The sequence below is a fragment of the Streptomyces sp. CA-278952 genome (assembly GCF_028747205.1).
Taxonomy (GTDB): Bacteria; Actinomycetota; Actinomycetes; order Streptomycetales; family Streptomycetaceae; genus Streptomyces.
The window spans coordinates 6693954-6714347 of sequence record NZ_CP112880.1; the positions used below are offsets into that span (position 1 = coordinate 6693954).

General features: G+C 73.0%; 18 protein-coding genes. 11 read left to right on the forward strand and 7 right to left on the reverse strand.

The genetic code is table 11. The features are described from left to right. Window positions 1-43: 43 nt before the first annotated feature. The 3 genes from N7925_RS29655 to hmgA form a co-directional block, all read right to left on the reverse strand. Window positions 44-1399 (reverse strand): type ISP restriction/modification enzyme, encoded by a 1356-nt coding sequence (locus N7925_RS29655; RefSeq protein ID WP_274345688.1) that lies wholly within the window; start codon window positions 1397-1399, stop codon window positions 44-46. Window positions 1400-1470: 71 nt separating this feature from the next. Next, window positions 1471-2358: a GntR family transcriptional regulator gene (locus tag N7925_RS29660; protein WP_274345689.1), complete on the reverse strand. Its 888-nt coding sequence runs from the start codon at window positions 2356-2358 to the stop codon at window positions 1471-1473. 40 nt (window positions 2359-2398) lie between these two features. Next, window positions 2399-3718 carry a homogentisate 1,2-dioxygenase gene (gene hmgA, locus N7925_RS29665; protein WP_265602458.1) on the reverse strand — a complete coding sequence of 440 codons (1320 nt, stop codon included), beginning with the start codon at window positions 3716-3718 and terminating at the stop codon, window positions 2399-2401. Between the two features lie 223 nt (window positions 3719-3941). On the opposite strand from hmgA, the gene N7925_RS29670 reads away from it, so the two are divergent. From N7925_RS29670 to N7925_RS29690, 5 genes are all read left to right on the forward strand, one after another. Continuing rightward, window positions 3942-4562: a TetR/AcrR family transcriptional regulator gene (locus N7925_RS29670; protein WP_274345690.1), complete on the forward strand. Its 621-nt coding sequence runs from the start codon at window positions 3942-3944 to the stop codon at window positions 4560-4562. Between the two features lie 370 nt (window positions 4563-4932). After that, window positions 4933-7137, forward strand: a complete 2205-nt coding sequence (locus N7925_RS29675) for a molybdopterin oxidoreductase family protein (protein ID WP_274345691.1) — start codon at window positions 4933-4935, stop codon at window positions 7135-7137. A 135-nt stretch (window positions 7138-7272) separates the two neighbouring features. Beyond that, window positions 7273-8718: a CitMHS family transporter gene (locus tag N7925_RS29680; RefSeq protein ID WP_274345692.1), complete on the forward strand. Its 1446-nt coding sequence runs from the start codon at window positions 7273-7275 to the stop codon at window positions 8716-8718. After that, complete coding sequence (locus tag N7925_RS29685) at window positions 8718-10097, forward strand: MFS transporter (RefSeq protein WP_274345693.1); 1380 nt, start codon at window positions 8718-8720, stop codon at window positions 10095-10097. The genes N7925_RS29680 and N7925_RS29685 overlap by 1 nt, the downstream gene beginning before the upstream one ends. A gap of 126 nt (window positions 10098-10223) precedes the next feature. After that, window positions 10224-11594 carry an ABC transporter ATP-binding protein gene (locus N7925_RS29690; RefSeq protein WP_274345694.1) on the forward strand — a complete coding sequence of 457 codons (1371 nt, stop codon included), beginning with the start codon at window positions 10224-10226 and terminating at the stop codon, window positions 11592-11594. A 13-nt stretch (window positions 11595-11607) separates the two neighbouring features. On the opposite strand, the gene N7925_RS29695 is transcribed toward N7925_RS29690, so the two are convergent. Further along, window positions 11608-12108 (reverse strand): DinB family protein, encoded by a 501-nt coding sequence (locus N7925_RS29695; protein WP_265602464.1) that lies wholly within the window; start codon window positions 12106-12108, stop codon window positions 11608-11610. Between the two features lie 318 nt (window positions 12109-12426). Between N7925_RS29695 and N7925_RS29700 the strand changes: the two genes are divergently transcribed. Both N7925_RS29700 and N7925_RS29705 read left to right on the forward strand, forming a co-directional pair. After that, window positions 12427-13821 (forward strand): aldehyde dehydrogenase family protein, encoded by a 1395-nt coding sequence (locus N7925_RS29700; protein WP_274345695.1) that lies wholly within the window; start codon window positions 12427-12429, stop codon window positions 13819-13821. A gap of 34 nt (window positions 13822-13855) precedes the next feature. Then, the gene (locus tag N7925_RS29705; protein ID WP_274345696.1) at window positions 13856-14938 is read left to right on the forward strand and encodes a Zn-dependent alcohol dehydrogenase; all 1083 of its coding nucleotides are present in this window, start codon (window positions 13856-13858) and stop codon (window positions 14936-14938) included. A 202-nt stretch (window positions 14939-15140) separates the two neighbouring features. On the opposite strand, the gene N7925_RS29710 is transcribed toward N7925_RS29705, so the two are convergent. Beyond that, window positions 15141-16121 carry a DMT family transporter gene (locus N7925_RS29710; protein ID WP_274345697.1) on the reverse strand — a complete coding sequence of 327 codons (981 nt, stop codon included), beginning with the start codon at window positions 16119-16121 and terminating at the stop codon, window positions 15141-15143. 54 nt (window positions 16122-16175) lie between these two features. Beyond that, complete coding sequence (locus N7925_RS29715) at window positions 16176-16943, reverse strand: TetR/AcrR family transcriptional regulator (RefSeq protein WP_274345698.1); 768 nt, start codon at window positions 16941-16943, stop codon at window positions 16176-16178. Between the two features lie 92 nt (window positions 16944-17035). Here N7925_RS29715 and N7925_RS29720 point away from each other — a divergent pair, with 92 nt between their 5' ends. The 3 genes from N7925_RS29720 to N7925_RS29730 all read left to right on the forward strand — a co-directional run bounded on the left by N7925_RS29720 (window position 17036) and on the right by N7925_RS29730 (window position 19284). Next, complete coding sequence (locus N7925_RS29720) at window positions 17036-18187, forward strand: acyl-CoA dehydrogenase family protein (protein WP_274346574.1); 1152 nt, start codon at window positions 17036-17038, stop codon at window positions 18185-18187. Between the two features lie 85 nt (window positions 18188-18272). Beyond that, complete coding sequence (locus tag N7925_RS29725) at window positions 18273-18563, forward strand: YiaA/YiaB family inner membrane protein (RefSeq protein ID WP_069754201.1); 291 nt, start codon at window positions 18273-18275, stop codon at window positions 18561-18563. An 88-nt stretch (window positions 18564-18651) separates the two neighbouring features. Beyond that, window positions 18652-19284: a TetR/AcrR family transcriptional regulator gene (locus tag N7925_RS29730; protein ID WP_265602469.1), complete on the forward strand. Its 633-nt coding sequence runs from the start codon at window positions 18652-18654 to the stop codon at window positions 19282-19284. Window positions 19285-19340: 56 nt separating this feature from the next. On the opposite strand, the gene N7925_RS29735 is transcribed toward N7925_RS29730, so the two are convergent. Then, entirely contained in the window at window positions 19341-19802 is a 462-nt protein-coding gene (locus N7925_RS29735) for a MaoC family dehydratase (RefSeq protein WP_265602470.1), read from the reverse strand. A gap of 114 nt (window positions 19803-19916) precedes the next feature. On the opposite strand from N7925_RS29735, the gene soxR reads away from it, so the two are divergent. Then, the gene (soxR, locus tag N7925_RS29740; protein WP_265602471.1) at window positions 19917-20393 is read left to right on the forward strand and encodes a redox-sensitive transcriptional activator SoxR; all 477 of its coding nucleotides are present in this window, start codon (window positions 19917-19919) and stop codon (window positions 20391-20393) included. The last annotated feature ends 1 nt before the right edge of the window (window position 20394 follow it).

The following is a 20394-nucleotide window of genomic DNA, read 5'->3' on the forward strand; positions in this document are numbered from 1 at the left end:
CTCGTGCCACCTCCGGCCGCCCCGCGGGCTCCCCGGCCGGTCGCTACAGCAGCGCGAACTGCCCCTCCGGGCCCTCCTCCTGGTGGCCGAGCACCGACGCGGGACGCCGTGCCGAGGACGGCACCGGCAGCACCCCGGCCGCCCGCAGCTCGGCGGGCCCGATCAGCGGCCCCGCCTCCAGCGCCGCCCACAGCTCCTTCCGGAGCCCCGCCGTGCCGTCCAGCAGAGCAAGCACGGTGATGAGTTCGAGCAGCTCCGAGGTCCACTCCCGGGGCCAGCCGCGCGCACCGACCGCGTCCAGTCCGTCCGGGGCGGCCCCGTCCGGCCCCCGGCCCGTCGCCGCCGCCGCTCGGCGCCCGAACCAGAGCTCCAGCACCCGCACCCCGCCCACCGTGAACTCCCAGGCCGCAGCGGGCACCGGCGAGATCCGGCCATCGCCGACGACCAGCGCCTCGCCCTCGGCCTCATGGACCAGCTCGGTGGGGCGGGCCGGGAGGGCCGCCCGCACATAGGGCCTCCGCCCGCCCGGCAGCCGGGGCCGCTCCCCGCCCCGGGCCCCGCGCGACTGGAGCCGCATCAGCTCCCGGCCGAGCGCCACCCCCGACGACCACACCTCCGCGTCGGCCGGCAACGGAACCCGGGGGCCGGTGGCGGAGGGCCGGGCGGCGGCCAGGACCCAGGCCAGCACCGCTTCCGGGGTGAACGCGTCCGGCTCCGCCGCGCCACCGAGCCGCTCGCGCAGCAGCTCCGTGAGGTCCGGAGCCAGGTTGGGTTCCGTGCCGCCGGGCCTGCGGTAGAGCGGCCTGATCCGGCCGGGCCGCCCGGCGGGGGAGTGCCCGTCGGGCAGCAGCGCGGTCACGGACAGGGCGGGCCCGGAATCCTCGGGGGCGGTGCTGTGCTCGACCACGAAGAGCTGCCGCCCGTCGGCGACCCGCCACAGCTCCGGACGGGCCGCGTCGATCAGCCGGTGGTCGGGGAGCAGCCACTGCTCGTCGTAGGGGCCGTGGAGGATCCGTACGGGGTCGGGGCAGGGACCCGGGTTCCGGGCGAAGCGGCCCGTTCCGGCGGACCGGCCGGGCAGGGCGGCGACCGAGGTGTGCGGCGTACGGGAACGGCTGGGCGCGAACAGCCTCTCCTGTTCGGCGGGGCCGGCGGCGGCCAGCCGCTCCCAGCGCGCCCGGAGCGCCACGGGGTCGGGGCCGCTCACCCAGGCACGGCCGGTCCGCAGCGGCCGTACGGACCACGGCATCAGCTCGTCCAGCGACAGCAGCCCGTCCGGGGACGGAGACCCGTCCGACGCCAGGGACCCATCCGAAGGCCGGGGTGTCCCCGGTGTCCTTGGAGGCGAGGACCGGGCGTTTCCGTCGCCGCCGGCCGCCGCTGTCCCGTGCGCTGTCACCTGCCCGTCCTCCCCTGTCCGCCGTGACCCTTTCGCATCGTAACGGCGGGCGGCGCGCCCGTGGGGCGGGGTCAGTGGGCCTCCACCGTCACGGAGAAGGAGAACCGGTCGCCCCGGTAGCGGATCCGGGCCACGTCCACCACGCGCCCCTCCTCGTCGTACGTCACGCCCGTGTAGTGCAGGATCGGGCTGAGCAGCGGGACCTGGAGCAGCTCGGCGGTGACGGGGTCGGCGAGCCGCGCCTCGACCGTGTCGGTGATCCGGGAGATGCGCACGCCGACGACGTCGCGCAGGACCTTGGTCATCGGCCAGCGTTCGAGGTCGGCCACGTCGATCCGGGCGGCGATGTCGGGACGGACCGCGTTCTCCGCCCAGTTGGTGGGTTCGTCGCTCTGCCCGTCGCGGCGCAGCCGCCGGTAGCAGGTCACCTCGGCGCAGTCCGGGAAGAACTCGGCGAGATCACCCGGCACCGCCGTCGGGCCGTGGCCGAGAACGGTCGTCGCCTCCCCGGACTGCTGCGCCACGATCGCGTCGACCGAGCCCAGCAGCCGGACCGGGGAGACCCGCCGGGCGCGCGGCTCGATGAACGTGCCGCGCCGCCGGTGCCGACTGATCAGCCCCTCCGCCTCCAGCTCCTTGAGCGCCTGGCGCATCGTGAGCACGCTGACCCCGTAGTGCGCGGCGAGCTGCTCCTCGGTGGGCAGCCGGGCGGAGGCGTCCCGGGGGCGGCCCAGTATGGAGGCCCGCAGGGACTGGGAGACCTGGTACCAGAGAGGCAGCTTCCGGTTCAGGACGAGGGAGTCGGGGGCGAAGGCGGGCGAGGGCGGCGCGGGGACCGCCTGGGCGTCCCCGCCGGACCCGGCTGTGGCGTCGCCGTCGGTCCCGGTCCCGGCTGCGCTGGTGGTGTCGCCGTCGGTCCTTCGGGTGTCCGCCCCGGCTCTCTCCTGGCTCTCTGTCATGTCGTCCCCGTCCCGTCCCGCCCCTCCGGCCTTCCGCCGTCTACGGCCGGAAGTTGCGGCTCAGACCCTGCCACACGTCGTCGTAGCCGCGCTGGAGATGTTCGGCGGCGGCCGCCTGCGCCGTCGCCGTGACCGGCCAACGCGTCTCGAACATGAAGGCCAGGCCGTCGTCGATCTTCTGCGGCTTCAGCTCCGCAGCGCTCGCCCGGTCGAAGGTCTCCCGGTCCGGCCCGTGCGCCGACATCATGTTGTGCAGGGAGCCGCCGCCCGGGACGAAGCCGTCCGCCTTGGCGTCGTAAGCACCGTCGATCAGGCCCATGTACTCGCTCATCACATTGCGGTGGAAGTACGGCGGGCGGAAGGTGTCCTCGCCGACCAGCCAGCGCGGGGCGAAGACGACGAAGTCCACCCCGGCCAGCCCGGGGGTGTCGGACGGCGAGGTCAGCACCGTGAAGATCGACGGGTCGGGGTGGTCGTAGCTGATCGTGCCGATCACGTTGAACCGGCGCAGGTCGTAGACGTAGGGGGTGTGGTTGCCGTGCCAGGCCACCACGTCGAGCGGCGAGTGGTCGTACGTCGCCGACCAGAGGTTTCCGCAGAACTTGTTGACCACCTCCACGGGACCCTCGCGGTCCTCGTACGCGGCGACGGGCGCGAGGAAGTCCCGGGCGTTCGCGAGGCCGTTGGCGCCGATCGGGCCGAGGTCGGGGAGCGCGAACGGGCGGCCGTAGTTCTCGCAGACGTATCCGCGCGCGGTCTCCTCCAGCAACTGCACCCGGAAGCGGATCCCGCGCGGGATCAGCGCGACGTGCCCCGGCTCGGCGCGCAGCAGGCCCAGTTCGGTGTGCAGCAGCAGTCCGCCGCGCTCGGGGACGATCAGCAACTCGCCGTCGGAGTCGCTGAACACACGGTCCGTCATCGAGGAGTCGGCGTTGTACAGGTGGATCGCCATACCCGCGCGCTGCGCGGCGTCGCCGTTGCCGCCGAGCGTCCACAGGCCGCTCAGGAAGTCCGTGCCCGGCGCGGGGTCGGGCAGCGGGTTCCAGCGGAGCCGGTTCGGGTCCGGCACGGTCTCGGTGAAGGGCGCCGAGCGCAGGCCCCCGTTGTCGACGCGGGCGAACGCCGGGTGGGCGGCCGAGGGACGGATCCGGTAGAGCCAGGAGCGGCGGTTGTCCGCGCGCGGCTCGGTGAAGGCGGAGCCGCTCAGCTGCTCCGCGTACAGCCCGAGCGGGGCGCGCTGGGGGGAGTTGCGGCCGTGCGGCAGCGCCCCGGGAACCGCCTCCGAGGCGTGCTCGTTGCCGAAGCCCGAGGAGTACGTCAGCCCCTCGGCCGTCTTCCTCGCCTGGTCGATCGCGCTCATCCCGCACTCCTGGTGCCCAAGAAAGCTCTCGGATCCGCCGGACGACGAATCCTATGTACTACCGTAGGAATAGGAGCGGGGCACGTCAACGGCATACATCGCGCCATTCGTGGCCTGTGCCGCGCCCGTCGTGGCGGGTGCGGGGCGGGGCCTGTGGGCGGGGTGTCGCCGCTGTCCACCGGGTGGCGGGCGCGGTCCGCCGCGTCGGTCGGGGCACGGCATCATGGGGCCCGTGCCCCAAGTCAACCCGAACCTCCGCCGCGCCCCCGTGCAGCAGCGCAGCGCCGACCGGCTGGCCCGGATACTCGACTCCTGCGCCGGCCTCCTCGACGAGACCGGCTACGAGCAGCTCACCACGCGGGCCGTCGCCGAGCGCGCCGACGTGCCCATCGGCTCCGTCTACCGGTTCTTCTCGAACAAGCGGGCGCTCGTCGACGCCCTCGCGCTCCGCAACCTGGACGCCTACGCCGACCGCATCGCCGCCCGGCTCGCGGACCTCCCGGCCGGCGACTGGCGCGCCGCCATCGACGCGGTGCTCGACGAGTACCTGGCGATGAAGCGGAGCGTCCCCGGCTTCGCGCTCGTCGACTTCGGGCCGCCTCTCCCCGCCGAGGGCGCGGCGGACGACGCCAACCGGCGGCTGGCGGACCGGCTCGCCGCACTGCTCGCCGGCCACCTCGGCCGACGGCCCGACGAGGTGTTGACCCGGGCGATCCTGGTGAGCGTCGAGGCCGCCGACGCGCTCCTCCAACTGGCCTTCCGCACGGAACCGTCGGGGGACGCGGCCATCGTCGCCGAGACCCGGACCCTGGTCAGGTCCTACCTCGCCCAGACACTCGACTGAGCGAGGAACCCTGAACGAGGACCCGTGAACGGGGGCCCTGAACGAGGGCCTCTGGCCGGGGGCGATTTCGGCCGTTCGGCGTGCCCGGCCGCGGGTGCGCCTGCGGCCTGTGCGCCTCGCGAGGGCCCCTGACCGGGGAGTCCTCGGCCGTTCGGCGTGCCCGGCCGCAGGAGCGCCCGCCTGCCTGTGCGCCCGCCTGCCTGTGCGCCTTTCGCGCCGCTCCTGGCGGGGCCCGCCCACCTTCTCGTCCGCGCAACACCTCCCCACCGTGCGTACCGGTCGGTATGCTCGCCCGTGCCGGGGCTCCCACGCACGCCCGGCCCGAGTCGCCGACGTCCGCCTGCCACCGCCGCCGCCCCGGGGAGGGCCCATGTCCCACGACACCCGCACCGCACCGCGCATCTGCCCCCTCTGCGAGGCCACCTGCGGCCTCACCCTCACCATCGAGGGCACCACCGTCACCGGTGCCCGCGGCGACCGCGACGACATCTTCAGCCGGGGGTTCATCTGCCCCAAGGGGGCCTCCTTCGGGGGGCTCGACGCCGACCCCGACCGGCTGCGCGTCCCCCTCGTGCGCGGCGACGACGGGGAGCTGCGCGAGGCCGCCTGGAGCGAGGCGTTCGACCTGATCGCCGCACGGATACCGGAGCTGACGAAGACCCACGGGCCGAACGCGGTCGGCGTGGTCCTCGGCAACCCCAACGCGCACACGATGGCGGGCTCCCTCTACCCGCCCCTGCTGCTCGCGGCCCTGCGCACCCGCAACGTGTTCACCGCGAGCACCCTGGACCAGATGCCCAAGCACGTCTCCAGCGGCCTGCTCTTCGGCGACGCGCACGCCATCCCCGTACCGGACCTGGACCGCACCGACCACCTCCTCCTGATCGGCGCCAACCCGCTGGAGTCCAACGGCAGCCTCTGCACCGCCCCCGACTTCCCCGGCCGGCTCAAGGCGCTGCGCAGGCGCGGCGGCACCCTCACCGTCATCGACCCGCGCCGCACCCGCACCGCCCGCCTCGCCGACCGGCACGTCGCGATCCGGCCCGGCGCGGACGCCCTGCTGCTGGCCGCGCTCGCGCACACACTCATCGACGAGAAGCTCGCCGACCCCGGCCCGCTCGCCGGCCACCTGGAAGGGATCGACGAACTGGCCGCCGCCCTCGTGGACTTCACCCCGGACGCCGTCGCCGCCGCCTGCGACGTGGACACGGACACCATTACCGCCATCGCCCGCGAACTCGCCGCCGCCCCCACCGCGGCCGTCTACGGGCGCATCGGCAGCTGCACCGTCGAGCACGGCACCCTCGCCAGCTGGCTGGTGGACGTCCTCAACATCCTCACCGGCAACCTCGACCGGCCGGGCGGCGCGCTGTTCCCGCTCTCCGCGACCGCACGCGCCCCACGGCCCGCCGAACCCGGGGCGCGTAAGGCCGTACCGGGCAAGGGCTTCGCGCTCGGCCGCTGGTCCAGCCGGGTCTCCGGGCACCCCGAGGCCAAGGGCGAACTGCCCATCGCCGCCCTCGCCGAGGAGATCGACACCCCGGGCGAGGACCGCATCCGCGCCCTGCTGGTCATCGCGGCCAACCCCGTGCTCTCCGCGCCCGACGGCGACCGCCTCGACGCGGCCCTCGCCGACGGGCTCGACTTCATGGTCAGCGTCGATCCGTATCTCAACGAGACCTCCCGGCACGCCGACGTCGTCCTGCCACCGCCCCCGCCCTCGCAGAGCGCCCACTTCGACTTCGCGTTCAACGGCTTCGCCGTCCACAACCAGGTCCGCTACACCCGCGCCGCCGTGCCCCTGGAGGAGGGGCGGATGGACGAGGGCGAGATCCACGCCCGGCTCGTCCTCGCGGTGAGCGGCATGCACGGCGCGCCGCCCTCCGCCGTCGACGACCTGGCCATCGAAACCGCCCTCACCCGCGCCGGAGCCCCGAAGGAGCTGTCCACCGGCCTCACCGGCGAGGGGGGTCCCGAACGGCGACTGGACCTGATGCTGCGCCTCGGCCCGTACGGGCTGACGCTGGAGCAGCTCCTCGCCCACCCGCACGGCATCGACCTCGGCCCGCTGAAACCGCGTCTCCCGGAGGTCCTGCGCACCCGCTCCGGCCGCATCGAACTGCTCCCGGAGCCGATCGCCGCCGATCTGCCGCGCCTGCGCCGGGCGCTGGGCGCCCGGCCCGCCCCGCTCGTCCTTGTCGGCCGCCGCCATCTGCGTTCCAACAACAGCTGGATGCACAACGTCGGCTCGCTCACCGGCGGGTCCAACGTCTGCACCCTCCAGATCCACCCCGACGACGCGGCCCGCCTCGGGCTGGTGGACGGGGCCACCGCCCGGATCGAGTCGTCGGGCGGCCGGATCGAGGCCCCCGCCGAGATCACCGACACCGTGCGCAGCGGGGTGGTGAGCCTGCCGCACGGCTGGGGCCACAGCCGCCCCGGCACTCGTATGGAGGTCGCCGCCGCGCACCCGGGGGTGAACGTGAACCAACTGCTCGACGGCACGCTCCTGGACCCGCTGTCCGGCACCGCCGTACTGAACGCCATTCCGGTCTCCGTGACCCCCGCTCTCTAACATCCCCCTGTTGACCTGGGGTTTTGCTCGTATTGCTCACACGTCAACATCTTGTTAACGCCGCGAGAACGCCCCTAACGTCATCCGGACCGCCGACACCGGTGGGAGTTCAAGGATGAACGTTAGGTATCCCCCATGCTGACAATCCTCGGCTTCGCCATGATCGCGACCTTCCTGGTCCTGATCATGACGAAGAAGATGTCGCCGATCGCGGCGCTGGTACTGATCCCCGCACTGTTCTGTGTCGCCGTCGGACAGGGAGCGCAGCTCGGCGACTACGTCATCGAAGGCGTCGGCAACCTCGCGCCCACCGCGGCCATGCTGATGTTCGCCATCGTCTACTTCGGCGTGATGATCGACGTCGGCCTGTTCGACCCGATCGTCCGCGGCATCCTGAAGTTCTGCCAGGCCGACCCGATGCGCATCGTCGTCGGTACGGCGGTGCTCGCCGCGATCGTCTCGCTGGACGGCGACGGCTCCACCACCTTCATGATCACCGTCTCGGCGATGTATCCCCTCTACAAACGCCTGAAGATGAGCCTGGTCGTCATGACCGGCGTCGCGGCCACCGCCAACGGCGTCATGAACACCCTCCCCTGGGGCGGCCCCACCGCCCGTGCCGCCACCGCCCTCAAGCTGGACGCCTCCGAGATCTTCGTGCCGATGATCCCGGCGCTGGCCATGGGGCTGCTCGCCGTCTTCATTCTGGCGTACGTGCTCGGCCTCCGGGAGCGCAAGCGCCTGGGGATGCTCACGCTCGACGAGGCGCTGGCCCGGGAGCCGGAGCCGGAGACGGTGACCACCGGCGCGGGCGGCACCGGCACGGGCGGTGGCGGCCAGGACCGCCTCCGCAAGGGCGCCTCCGCCTCCGCGAGCGGTACGGGTACGGGTACGGGGGCCGAAGCCGCCGACCCCGTGGACGGGGACGACGACGACGAGTTCCAGGGCCTCGACCCGAACCGGTCCACGCTCCGCCCGAAGCTCTACTGGTTCAACGCCGGACTCACCGCCGCCCTGCTGACGGCGATGATCATGGAACTGATGCCGATCCCGGTGCTCTTCCTGCTCGGCGCGGCCCTCGCGCTCACCGTCAACTTCCCCCACATGCCCGACCAGCGGGCCCGGATCGCCGCGCACGCCGACAACGTCCTCAACGTCTCCGGCATGGTCTTCGCCGCCGCCGTCTTCACCGGAGTCCTCACCGGCACCGGCATGGTCGAGAACATGGCCGACTGGGTCGTCGGCGCGGTCCCCGACGCGATGGGCCCGCACATGGCCATCGTCACCGGCCTGCTCAGCCTCCCGCTCACCTACTTCATGTCCAACGACGGCTTCTACTTCGGCGTCCTCCCCGTCCTCGCCGAGGCGGGCGCGGCCCACGGGGTCTCGCCGCTGGAGATCGCGCGCGCCTCCCTGGCCGGCCAGGCCCTGCACATGTCCTCGCCGCTCGTGCCCGCCGTCTACGTCCTCGTCGGCATGGCGAAGGTCGAGTTCGGCGACCACACCCGCTTCACCGTCAAGTGGGCCGTCCTCACCTCGCTCGTGGTGCTCGCGGCGGGCGTCCTCTTCGGCATCATGTAATGAACCGCACACCGCGAACCGGGCCCGGCAGGGGCTGGCTGCTGCGCGTCGTCATCGCCTTCGCCTTCGCGCAGGGGGCGGTGTCGATGGCGCGGCCCGCCGTCTCCTACCGGGCCCTCGCGCTCGGTGCGGACGAGACGGCCGTCGGCGTCATCGCCGGGGTCTACGCCCTGCTCCCGCTGTTCGCCGCCGTGCCGCTCGGCCGCCGCACCGACCACGGCCGCTGCGCGCCCCTGCTGCCGCTCGGCGTGCTCCTGATCTCCGGCGGCTGCGCGGTCAGCGGCATCGTCTCCTCGCTGCCCGCGATGGCCGCCTGGAGCGGGGTGATGGGCCTCGGCCACCTGTGCTTCGTGATCGGCGCGCAGTCGATCGTGGCCCGGCAGTCCGCGCCCGACGAACAGGACCGCAACTTCGGGCACTTCACGATCGGGGCCTCGCTCGGCCAGCTCATCGGCCCGGTCGCCGCGGGCGCGCTCATCTCCGGGCAGGGCGGGACCCTGGGGCCTACGAGCGCGCTCGCCCTCCTCGTATCGGCCGCGGTCGCCGCCGTCGCCCTCGCCTCGCTCTGGCGCATCGAGCACCGCCGGGCGACCGGCTCCGGGGGCAGGCCCGGCGACAAGGTCCCGGTCCGCGCGATCCTGGGTGCGCGCGGCGTCCCCGCGGGCATCCTCATCAGCATGGCGGTGCTGTCCGCCACCGACATCCTCACCGCCTACCTGCCGGTCGTCGGCGAGCACCGCTCCATCGCGCCGGCCACGGTCGGGCTGCTGCTGAGCCTGCGGGCCGCCGCCACGATCGCCTGCCGGCTGGTCATGTCGCCGCTGCTGGGACTGGTGGGCCGCAGGGCCCTGCTGACCACCAGCTGCCTGCTCGCCGGACTCCTCTGCGCGGGCGTCGCCCTCCCCGTGTCCGTCCCGGTCCTCGCCGTCATGCTCGCCGTGCTCGGCTTCTGCCTCGGCGTCGGCCAGCCGCTGTCCATGACCACCGTGGTCCGGGCCGCCCCCGACCGGGCCCGGTCCACCGCGCTCGCCCTGCGGCTGACCGGCAACCGGCTCGGCCAGGTCGCCGCCCCCGCCGCGGCGGGGCTGATCGCGGGCGCGGTGGGAGTGGCCGCCCCGTTCGTGCTGCTCGGCGTGGGCCTGCTCGGCGCGGCGGGACTCGGCCTGCGCGGCGACGGGCGCCCGGAGCGAACGCCGGCACCCCTGGACACGGGGCCGGCACCGGAACCCCCGGATACGGGGCCGGCACCGGCATCCCCGGACATGGAGCCCGCCCCCGCCCCGCCGGACACGGTGCCCGCGGCCGTACCGCAGGACGCACCGGCCGGCAGTGGGCCCGTACCGCCGACCGTACGGAACAGGGCCGAGAACCCCGGCTGACCGGTCCCACCGGACCCGTATGCCCCAACCTTCGCGCGAGTCATTCCCACACCCCGTCCGGTGGGCTAGCTTCCCCACACAGCCGCTCCCCACCGCGATGCCACCACTTCCTCCGGGCGGACCCTCATGACGCGCGCGATCTCCCTGCATCAAGTCAGCAAGAACTACGGCCGGGACCGGCGGGCCGTCGACCGGTTCACGCTCTCCATCGACCCCGGCGAGTTCGTCGTGCTGCTCGGACCCTCCGGCTGCGGCAAGTCCACCGTGCTGCGCATGATCGCGGGCCTGGAGGAGATCACCGAGGGCGAGTTGCTCCTTGACGGGGAGTACGCCAACCACACCCCGCCGCGCGAACGCGGCATGGCGATGGTGTTCCAGAACTTTGCGCTCTATCCGAGCATGACCAACCGGGCCAACATCGGCTTCCCGCTGAAACTGGAGAACCCCCGCGAGGACAACACCGCGCGCGTCGAGGCCACCGCCCGGATGCTCGGGATCGGGCACGTCCTCGACCGCTACCCGGCCCAGCTCTCCGGCGGCGAGCGGCAGCGGGTCGCGATGGGCCGGGCCATCTCCCGCCGGCCCTCCGTGTTCCTGATGGACGAGCCGCTCTCCAACCTCGACGCGAAGCTGCGCAGCCATCTGCGTGCCGAGATCGCCCTGCTCACCAAGGAACTGGGCGTCACCACGGTCTACGTCACGCATGATCAGGCCGAGGCGATGTCCCTCGGCGACCGGGTGGCCGTGATGCGCGGCGGAGTCCTCCAGCAGGTCAGTCCGCCCCGCGAGGTCTACGCCCTGCCGGACAACGTGTTCGTGGCCGCCTTCATCGGCACCCCGCGCATCAACCTCCTCCAGGCCGTCGTGCACGCCCCGCTGGAGGGCCGGATGGCGATCGACCTCGGCAGGCAGCGGCTCGCCCTGCCCGAACCCCTCAGCCCCGACCACCAGTTGCTCCGGATCCAGCAGGGCCGGCGGATCATCGTGGGGCTGCGCTCGGAGGCGGTCCGAATCGCCCCGCCCAGCCAGGCCCGGCCTGGCGAGGTCGCCCTCAGCGGCATCGTCGAGCATGTCGAATACCAGGGGCACGAGGCGCTGGTCCACCTCAGGACCGGTTCGCGGCCCGCCGTGGTCCCGGACCTCGAATCCGCCCGGCCCCGGGCGATGCCCCGCCGCCGCAGGGCCGCGGCCGGCGGGGGAGGCGGGGTCGGCATCCTGGAACGGCTCAGGGGGCGGACGGGCAGCCGTATCAGCGGTCCTGTCGTCACCCTCGACGAACCCGCCCCGGACCCCGCGGAGACCCGGGGCCCCGACCACCCCTCCACCCCCTCCGGCGACCTGGTCGTCCGCACCGGCCCCGACATGCGACTGCGGACCGGGGGACAGGTGCCCCTGCTCGTGGACCTGGCCCACCTGTACGTCTTCGACCACTACGGCCGCCGCATCTGCCCCCTGCCCCGGGACGCCCCCGGGTTCGACGACCTCCCCCAGGGCTGAGGGGCCCGCCGGCTCAGCGCCCCGTCGAGCCGTCGGCCAGCTCCCGGAGGATGTCCGCGTGACCGGCGTGGCGACCGGTCTCCTCGATCATGTGCGTGAGGGCCCAACGGACGCTGGGGGCGGGGTCGTCCGGGCGTGGGCGGGGCACCGGCGCGCCGAGGTCGGTGCACGTGTCGAGTACGCCGTTCGCCTCCGCGACCGCCTCCCGGTAGCGGGCGACGACCTCGGCCACGCCGTGCGCGGGGGCGGCGTGGAAGGTCGCCGGCCAGTCGGCGACCCGCTCCCCGAGGAACAGGGACCGCTCGACGGACGTCAGGTGGTTGAGCAGGCCGAGCAGATTCGTGCCCGAGGGCACCGCGGCGGCGCGGGCCTCCGGTTCCGGGGCTCCCTCGACCTTCGCGGCGACCGATGCGCGCAGGTAGTCGAGGAAGCCGCGCAGCACCTCGGCCTCGCTGCTCCCGGTCCGGGGCGGTGGGGTGTCCCGGCGGCGTCGCGGGCGGGGTTCGGCGGTCATGGGTGCCTCCTGGGAACCGGGTTCGCGTGCTCGTTCCAGTCTCGGCCGGTCCACCGTCGCCAGGGCAAGGGATCATGCCGTTCCGGCAAGGCGGCGCGAGGCAGGAGTGCTCGTGCCGGGCGTGCGTGCCGGGCGTGCGTACCGAGGCGTGCGTGCTGGGGCGTGCGTACCGGGGCGTGACCGGAGTCTCCGGAGGCTCCCTGGCGTCAGAAAACTAACGGCGCTAGTTTGGGCGGGTGCGACGTGCTGCCCCGCGCCGCACGGCTCCGGCACTCCGCACAGCACGGCTCCGCACAGCACGTCCGGGAGGAAACAGCCATGAAGGCCCATGACCAGATGTACATCGACGGTGCGTGGCGGCCCGCCGTCGGCCAGGACACGATCGCGGTCGTGAACCCGGCCGACGAGCAGGTCATCGCCCACGTGCCGGCGGGGACGGCCGAGGATGTCGACGCGGCGGTACGGGCCGCGCGCGCCGCCTTCCCCGCCTGGGCCGCGACCCCGCCCGCCGAGCGCGCCGCCCGGCTCACCGCGCTGGCCGACGCGCTGACCGCCCGCAAGGACGAACTGGCCGAGACCATCACGGCCGAGCTGGGCTCACCGCTGCCGCTGTCCCGGATGGTCCACGCGAGCGTGCCCGTGCTGGTGGCCGCCTCGTACGCCGAACTGGCCGCCCGCCACGCCTTCGAGGAGCGGATCGGCAACTCCACCGTGCTGCTGGAGCCGGTCGGCGTGGTCGGCGCGATCACCCCCTGGAACTACCCGCTCCACCAGATCGTCGCCAAGGTCGCCCCCGCGCTCGCCGCCGGCTGCACCGTCGTCCTCAAGCCCGCCGAGGACACCCCGCTCACCGCCCAGCTCTTCGCGGAGGCCACCGAGGCGGCCGGTCTGCCGCCGGGCGTCTTCAACCTCGTCACCGGCCTCGGACCGGTCGCGGGCCAGGCGCTCGCCGCCCACGAGGACGTCGACCTGGTCTCGTTCACCGGCTCCACCGCCGTGGGCCGGCGGATCGGCGCCACCGCCGGGGCCGCGATCAAGCGCGTCGCGCTCGAACTGGGCGGCAAGTCCGCCAATGTGATCCTGCCCGGCGCGGATCTCGCCAAGGCGGTCAACGTCGGCATCGCCAACGTGATGACCAACTCCGGCCAGACATGCAGCGCCTGGACCCGGATGCTGGTGGACGCCGAGCGGTACGAGGAGGCCGTGGAGCTCGCGGCGAACGCCGTCACCAAGTACGTGGTCGGTGAGCGGGTCGGGCCGCTCGTCAACGCCAAGCAGCAGGCCCGCGTGCGCGGTTACATCGCCAAGGGCGTCGAGGAGGGCGCCCGGCTGGTCGCCGGCGGCCCGGACGCGCCCCTGGAGACCGGCTACTACGTCAGCCCGACCGTCTTCGCCGACGTCACCCCGGACATGACGATCGCCCGCGAGGAGATCTTCGGCCCGGTGATCTCGATCCTGCGGTACGAGGACGTGGACGACGCCCTCCGCATCGCCAACGACACCGTGTACGGGCTCGCGGGCGCCGTGTGGGCCGCCGGTGACGAGGAGGCGGTGGCCTTCGCCCGCCGGATGGACACCGGGCAGGTCGACATCAACGGCGGACGGTTCAACCCGCTGGCCCCGTTCGGCGGTTACAAGCAGTCGGGGGTGGGGCGCGAGCTGGGGCCACACGGTCTCACGGAGTACCTCCAGACCAAGTCGCTCCAGTTCTGAACCCCGTAACCCTTCCCGCACAAGGAGCCTGCTCGTGGTCCGCGCCGCCGTACTGCCCGCCGTCGGAGCTCCGCTGGAGATCACCGACATCGTCCTGCCGGAGCCCGGCCCCGGCCAGGTGCGCGTCTCCCTCGCCGCCGCCGGCGTCTGCCACTCCGACCTGTCCCTGTCCAACGGCACCATGCGCGTCCCGGTGCCCGCCGTCCTCGGCCACGAGGGCGCCGGTACGGTCCTGGCGGTCGGCGAGGGCGTCACTCATGTGGCCCCGGGCGACGGCGTGGTCCTCAACTGGGCCCCCTCCTGCGGGGCCTGCTTCCACTGCGGGATCGGCGAGGTCTGGCTCTGCGCCGACGCCCTGAAGGGGACCGCCAACCTCCACGCCCGTACGGCCGACGGCACCGACCTCCATCCCGGCCTCAACGTCGCGGCCTTCGCGGAGGAGACCGTCGTCGCCGCGAAATGCGTGCTCCCCGCCCCCGACGGCATCCCGCTCACCGACGCCGCCCTCCTCGGCTGCGCGGTCCTCACCGGTTACGGGGCGGTCCACCACAGCGCCCGGGTCCGCGAGGGCGAGAGCGTCGTCGTCTTCGGGATCGGCGGCGTCGGCCTCGCCGTGCTCCAGGCCGCCCGGATCGCAGGCGCCTCCCGGATCATCGCGGTCGACGTCTCCCCGGCCAAGGAGGAGCTGGCCCGGCAGGCGGGCGCCACCGACTACGTCGTCGCCTCCGCCACCACTCCGCGCGAGATCCGCAAGCTCACCGGCGGCCAGGGCACGGACGTCGCCGTCGAGTGCGTCGGCAGGCCCGCGACCATCCGGGCCGCCTGGGAGTCCACCCGGCGCGGCGGGCGCACCACGGTCGTCGGGATCGGCGGCAAGGACCAGGAAGTCACCTTCAACGCCCTGGAGCTCTTCCACTGGGGCAGGTCCCTGACGGGCTGCGTCTACGGCAACAGCGACCCCGCCCGCGACCTGCCCGTCCTCGCCGGCCACATCCGCGCTGGCCGCTTCGACCTGTCGATGATGGTCACCGAGCACATCGCCCTGGACGGCATTCCCGCCGCCTTCGACAACATGCTCGAGGGCAAGGGCGGCCGCGCCCTGGTCGTCTTCCCGTGACCAGCCAGAAGCCCGTGACCAGCCGGTAGCCCGTGACCAGCCGGAAGTCCGTGACCAGCCGGAAGTCCGTGGTCCGTCAGAAGTCGGTGGTGCGCCAGAAGCCGATGGTGCGCTGGAAGCCGGTGGTCCGGGACGCCGACGTCACCGGGCCACCGGCAGCCGGGCGTCCATCGCGCCCTCCTCGAACCGCCGGGAGGCCCCGCTACGTCCGTTCCGCCTGGCGCTCCTCGTCATGACGGGCCCCCTCCACCGGCCGGGCCGGATCTCCGCCTGTGGCCCCGGTCCGCTGACGGCTCCGGGAGACCGCCACCCCGACCAGGCAGAGCAGCCCGCCGAGGACCCCGAGCAGCGTCGGCACCTCGTCCAGCAGCAGCCACGCCATGAGCACCACCAGCGCCGGGACGGCGTACGTGGTGGCGCCCATCCGGCCCGCGGTGGTCCGGGCCAGGGCGTAGCCCCAGGTGGTGAAGGCCAGCGCGGTCGGGAAGACGCCCAGATAGATCATGTTCAGCGTGGCGGACATGGGGGCGTCGGTCGCCTCGGAGACCAGCATCCCGGTGAACGGCAGGCAGGCGACGGCACCGATCACGCAGCCGAAGGTGTTGATCTGCAGCGAGGAGCCGTGCGCGAGCGCCGGCTTCTGGCTGACCACGCCCAGCGCGTAGGCCACCGCGGCCAGCAGGCAGAGCGCCACGCCCAGCACGGAGGAGCTGCCGTGCCCGGACATCGCCAGCCCGACGACGACCGCGCCCGAGAACGAGATGCCCATGCCCAGCAGCAGGCGGCGCGGCAGCCCCTCGCCGAGCATGCGGGCGCCCATGAGGGCCATCAGGATCGGCCCGATGTTCACCAGCATCGCCGCCGTCCCGGCGTCGACCTCCTGCTCGCCCCAGTTGAGCGCCACCATGTACAGCCCGAACCACAGCACGCCGGACGTGATGATTCCGCGCCAGGCGCCGCGCCCGGGCAGCCCCTCCCGCCGTACGAGGAGGATCGCCCCGAGCACCAGCGCGCCCGTCACCAGCCGCCCGAGGGCGAGTGCGCCGGGGGAGTAGGACTCGCCCGCGCTCCGGATGGACACGAAGGCGGAGGCCCACAGCACGACGGTGGTGCAGGCGGCGGCGGGGGCGCGCCAGCGGTGGGCCGGCGGGGAGACCGGAAGGGGTGTCGGGGTCGTCGTCATGGCCACGACCGTAGAGCCGGAACGCTCCGACCCCCACTGAATTGTCGAGGACCGTCAATCGGCGACCAATCCGGCCCGTCCACCCTCGCCCTGTCCGTGTCTCTCCGGAAACGGCTCGGACGGGCTGTTCGGGGCCGGCCCGCGGCAGCGACGATTCGGCGCGGGCCGAGCCGTTTCCGTGGGCCGCGCGTACTGCTCGTACTGGATCGCCAGCCCGTCCAGCAGGGCCCGCAGCCCGGTTTCGAAGGCCCCTTCGTCGACCTGGTGGCGGTGGTCGGCGAGCAGGTGGGCCTGGCCGAGGTGCGGGTAGTCGGCGGGGTCGTAGGCGGTCTCGTCGTCGACGAAGCCCCCGGCGAAGGAGCCCAGCGCCGAGCCGGTGATGAAGTAGCGCATCAGTGCCCCGATCCTGGTCGCCTGCGCGGGTGGCCACCCCGCCCCCACCATCGCCCCGAACACCGCGTCCGCCACCCGCAGCCCCGCCGGGCGCCGCCCGGGGCCCCGGGCGAGGACCGGGACGATGTGCGGGTGCGCGGCGAGGGCGGCCCGGTAGGAGAGCGCCCAGTCGCGCAGGGCCTCGCGCCAGTCGCGCGGGTCCGACTCCGCGAACATCGACAGGTCGACCTGTACGGAGACCGCGTCGGCGACGGCGTCGAGGATCTCCTCCTTGTTGCGGAAGTGGTTGTAGAGCGAAGGACCGCTGACCCCCAGGACGGCCGCCAGCCGACGCGTGGAGACGGCGTCGAGTCCTTCGGAGTCCACGAGCGCGCTCGCCGCCCCGACGATGCGGTCTCTGCTGAGGAGGGGCTTGCGCGGTCGGGCCATGCGGCTCATAGTAGGGCCTGCGAACCAGAAACTAGCAGTGCTAATTAAAGTGCGCCCGGGGCGGCGCTCGGGAGAGGCAGTGGGTGGGCACGATGGACCTGGCGCTCAGCGAGGAGCAGGAAGCCGTCCGGAAGCTGGCCGAGGATTTCGTCGCCCGCGAGGTCGCCCCCCATGTCGTCGCGTGGGACCGCGCCGAGAATGTCGACAGGTCGATCGTGAAGAAGCTCGGGGACCTCGGTTTCCTCGGTCTGACCGTCCCCGAGGAGTACGGCGGCTCCGGCGGCGACCACCTGTCCTACTGCCTGGTCACCGAGGAGCTGGGGCGCGGTGACTCCTCGGTGCGCGGCATCGTCTCCGTATCGCTCGGGCTGGTCGCCAAGACCGTCGCGTCCTGGGGCGACGAGGAGCAGAAGCGGGCCTGGCTGCCCCGGCTCACCTCCGGCGAGGCGATCGGCTGCTTCGGCCTCACCGAGCCCGGCACCGGATCGGACGCCGGAAACCTCGCCACCCGGGCCGTTCGCGACGGCGCGGACTACGTCGTCAACGGCACCAAGACGTTCATCACGAACGGCACCTGGGCCGATCTCGTGCTGCTCTTCGCGCGGACGAACGACACCCCCGGCCACCGGGGCGTCTCCGCCTTCCTCGTCCCCGCCGACACCCCCGGCCTCACCCGCCGCACCATCCACGGCAAGCTCGGCCTGCGCGGCCAGGCCACCGCCGAACTGGTCCTCCAGGATGTCCGGATACCGGCCGGATCCCTCCTCGGCCCCGAGGGCAAGGGCTTCTCCATCGCCATGTCCGCCCTGGCCAAGGGGCGGATGTCCGTCGCGGCGGGCTGTGTGGGCATCGCACAGGCCGCCCTGGACGCGGCTGTGCGCTACGCCGGTGAGCGCGAACAGTTCGGAAAGGTCATCGCCCGCCATCAGCTCGTCCAGGAGCTGCTCAGCGACATCGCCGTGGACGTGGACGCGGCCCGGCTGCTGACCTGGCGGGTCGCCGACCTGATCGACCGGGGCCAGGAGTTCGCCACCGCCGCGTCCAAGGCCAAGCTGTACGCGTCCGAGGCCGCCGTCCGCTGCGCCAACAACGCCCTCCAGGTCTTCGGTGGCTACGGCTACATCGACGAGTACCCGGTCGGCAAGCTGCTGCGGGACGCCCGCGTGATGACGCTCTACGAGGGCACGAGCCAGATCCAGAAGCTGATCATCGGGCGCGCGCTGACCGGCGTCTCCGCCTTCTGACCGGCTCGGGTCGCACGGGTGTCTGAGTACGGGCCTGAGTACGGGCACGGATGTGGCGCGCGCCACGTCGGCGGAGGCTGAACCCATGAGTGACACGACATCGGTCAAGCAGCAGAGCACCGCCGCCTTCTACCTGCAGGCCGTGGCCTCCTTCATGGTGGCGATCGGCGCGGTCGCCTTCGGTATCTTCTTCCTCGACGCCGACGCCTGGGTGCGCGGCTTCCTCGCCATCGGCGTGCTCTACCTCGTCACGTCCTGCTTCACGCTCGCCAAGGTGATCAGAGACCGCCAGGAGGCCGGGCAGATCGTCAGCCGGGTGGACCAGGCCCGGCTGGAGAAGATCCTCGCCGAGCACGACCCCTTCCAGAAGCTCTGACCCGGCAAGATCGTCCGAGCAGCCGCTAAGCGCTTGCTCAGGTTCGGGGTATGGTGTTCGTCCTGCTGACGGAGAGGGGCCCTGGGCGATGTGTGCGGCGGAGGAGACGAGCGGCGAGGACGCGCCGTGGGGCGAGGTCACTCCCGAGGCGGCCAGGCGGCTCCTCGTCGCCGCCGTGGACGCCTTCGCCGAGCGCGGGTACCACGCGACCACCACTCGTGACATCGCCGGCCGGGCCGGAATGAGCCCGGCCGCGCTCTACATCCACTACAAGACCAAGGAAGAGCTGCTCCACCGGATCAGCAAGATCGGCCACGAGCGGGCGCTGTACGTGCTCGAAGCCGAGGCCGACCGGGACGGCACGGCCGCCGAACGCCTCGCCGGGGCCGTCCGCTCCTTCGTCCGCTGGCACGCGGAGCGGCACACCACCGCCCGGGTCGTGCAGTACGAGCTCGACGCGCTCGGCGAGGAGCACCGCACCGAGATCGTCGCGCTGCGGCGCAGGAGCGACGCGGTGGTGCGCCGGATCATCGGCGAAGGGGTTCGGGACGGCGAGTTCGACGTCGCCGACGTCCCCGGTACCGCCCTCGCGGTGCTCTCCCTCTGCATCGACGTGGCCCGCTGGTTCAACGCCCGGGGCACCCGCACTCCCGACGAGGTCGGCGAACTGTACGCCGGCCTCGTCCTGCGGATGGTCGGAGCCCGGCAGGCCCAGGAGTAGCCGGCGGCTCCAGGGGTAGCCGGCGGTTGCAGAAGCAGCCGGCGGTTTCAGGAGGATCAGAAGTAGTAGCGGGACACCGACTCGGCGACACAGGCCGGCTTCTCGCCGCCCTCGCGCTCGACCGTGACGACCGCCGTGACCTGTACGCCGCCGCCGGCCTCCTCGACGTCACGGAGCACCGCCGTCGCCCGCAGCCGCGAGCCGACCGGGACGGTCGAGGGGAAACGGACCTTGTTGGTCCCGTAGTTGATGCCCATCTTCATGCCCTCGACCCGCATCACCTGCGGCACCAGCGCGGGCAGCAGCGAGAGCGTCAGATAGCCGTGCGCGATGGTCGTGCCGAACGGTCCGTCCTTCGCCCGCTCCGGGTCCACGTGGATCCACTGGTGGTCGCCGGTCGCGTCGGCGAACCGGTCGACCCTCTCCTGGTCGATCTCCAGCCAGTCGCTGTGTCCCAGCTGCTCGCCCACTCCGTCCCGCAGCTCCTGCGCGGACGTGAAGATCCTCGGCTCTGCCATGTTCCCGGTTCCTGCCTTCCGGCTCGGCGCACCATCAGGCGCGATGTCTAAGCGCTTGCTCAGCATCGTTCGTGCGGCGCGTTCCTGTCAACGACATGGCAGTAGATTCCAGGGGTGCCCCAGATTCCACAGACACTCCACGAACTCTCGGTCGGCCAGCTCTCGGCGCGCAGCGGCGCGGCCGTCTCGGCCCTGCACTTCTACGAGGCCAAAGGCCTGATCACCAGCAGCCGCACCAGCGGCAACCAGCGCCGCTACTCGCGGGACGCGCTGCGCCGGGTCGCCTTCGTCCGGGCGGCCCAGCGCGTCGGTATCCCCCTGGTCACGATTCGGGAGGCGCTCGCCGAACTGCCCGAGGAGCGCACGCCGAACCGCGAGGACTGGGCCCGCCTCTCCGAGGTCTGGCGCAAGGAACTGGACGAGCGCATCGGGCAGTTGCACCGCCTGCGCGACCATCTGACCGACTGCATCGGATGCGGCTGTCTCTCGCTGGAGACCTGTGTGCTGTCCAACCCCGACGACATCGTCGGTGAGCGGATCACCGGCTCCCGTCTGATGCCCGAGGGCCGGAAGCCGCCCAGGCGCACGTAGC